This window comes from Serratia sp. CY40230, from assembly GCF_052168835.1.
Classification (GTDB): domain Bacteria; phylum Pseudomonadota; class Gammaproteobacteria; order Enterobacterales; family Enterobacteriaceae; genus Serratia; species Serratia nematodiphila.
Genome location: NZ_JBJNLX010000015.1, coordinates 1 through 617, shown reverse-complemented (window position 1 = coordinate 617; position 617 = coordinate 1). Strand labels below are relative to the sequence as shown.

Annotated in this window: 2 tRNA genes and 1 rRNA gene; all 3 read left to right on the top strand. The window is 48.9% G+C overall.

Annotated elements, in window-relative coordinates:
* Positions 1 to 101 (top strand): 16S ribosomal RNA (locus tag ACJ8IJ_RS23890); the annotation flags it as partial.
* A gap of 74 nt (positions 102 to 175) precedes the next feature.
* Positions 176 to 252 (top strand) — tRNA-Ile (locus tag ACJ8IJ_RS23885).
* Between the two features lie 38 nt (positions 253 to 290).
* Positions 291 to 366, top strand: a tRNA-Ala gene (locus tag ACJ8IJ_RS23880).
* Positions 367 to 617: the final 251 nt, after the last annotated feature.

Sequence of the window (617 nt, the reverse complement as noted above, 5' to 3'; positions counted from 1 at the left end):
GCTTAACCTTCGGGAGGGCGCTTACCACTTTGTGATTCATGACTGGGGTGAAGTCGTAACAAGGTAACCGTAGGGGAACCTGCGGTTGGATCACCTCCTTACCTAAAGATATTAGTTCGCGTGGCGTGCTCACACAGATTGTCTGATAGAAAGTAACGAGCAGAAATACCTTTATAGGCTTGTAGCTCAGGTGGTTAGAGCGCACCCCTGATAAGGGTGAGGTCGGTGGTTCAAGTCCACTCAGGCCTACCACTTCTCGGAAGTGGAAAAGGTACTGCGCGTGACTGTATGGGGCTATAGCTCAGCTGGGAGAGCGCCTGCCTTGCACGCAGGAGGTCAGCGGTTCGATCCCGCTTAGCTCCACCATATAGTCCGGTATTTCAATACTTCAGAGTATATTGGCGACAGTATGCTGCGAAGTATTTTGCTCTTTAACAATCTGGAACAAGCTGAAAATTGAAACATGACGGCTGAAATTTGTCCCTCCGTAGAAGTATTGGGATAAAGAGTAACCTGTCATAGAGTCTCTCAAATGTTTGCAGCGCGAACGATGGAAACATCTTCGGGTTGTGAGGTTAAGTGACTAAGCGTACACGGTGGATGCCTAGGCAGTCAGA